Source organism: Oleiphilus sp. HI0061 (genome assembly GCF_001635675.1).
This window is the reverse complement of sequence record NZ_LWFE01000354.1, coordinates 1-788: the sequence shown is the minus strand read 5'-3', so window position 1 is coordinate 788 and position 788 is coordinate 1. Positions and strand designations below refer to the sequence as shown.

Here is a 788-nt window from a genome sequence, read left to right as displayed (position 1 = left end):
ATAAGGCTTCAGGCTCGAAGGGTTTGGGCAGGTGGGCCTTCATTCCTGCAGCAATATAAGTGTCAATATCTTCTTTAAAGACATTCGCTGTCAATGCAACGATAGGGGTGTCCGGAGCAAGCGAGTCTGTGATAATAATTTGTGTAGCTTCTAAGCCATCCATTTCTGGCATCTGAATATCCATCAGTATCAGGTCGTACTGACTTTCTCGTAAGCATTGAATACATTCTAGGCCATTGTTGGCAAACGTGATTTCTGCGCCGAGTAAGAGGAGTGTCTCGTTTACTACTAGCTGGTTAATTTTATTGTCTTCTGCCACTAATATTTTTTTGCCTTTTAAACCTTGTGTTATAGGCGTTTCTTCATCTGAGGCTATTGACGTTTGCTTATCTAGAAAGTGATTGAGTACTTTTTCACTAGTGTAGGGAGCTTCAATTAAGTGAACCGAGCTAGGCAGATCATCGAACTGGGGGATTAGGTCGCTACTTAGAAGAAGTATGGTGGGCAAGGAGTATTTTCCTAATAACGCGTTAACGCGAGTGCTTAAATCGGGTATATCCTGGTTACATGAAAATAATAAATGACTGCTTGGCTCAGCATTAATATTAAGGCCTGAACTTCTGAGATCTGCTGATATTATTTCAGTTTCGAAGGTGCAAGGGCTAACAACTTTCAGCTTAAGATTGCTGAGCTGGTTTTTTTCCTCTTCTGATAAGTGTGTAAATGATAAAACATCTTGTGATTCATCTTTGCTCTTTCGAAGCGGTATCGATACATCAAAACACGAG

At 40.7% G+C, this 788-nt stretch carries 1 protein-coding gene; it reads right to left on the bottom strand.

The window, feature by feature from the left end:
* Nucleotides 1-788 (bottom strand): response regulator (locus A3735_RS04825; RefSeq protein WP_156499408.1); only part of this gene is annotated, 788 nt, incomplete at both ends.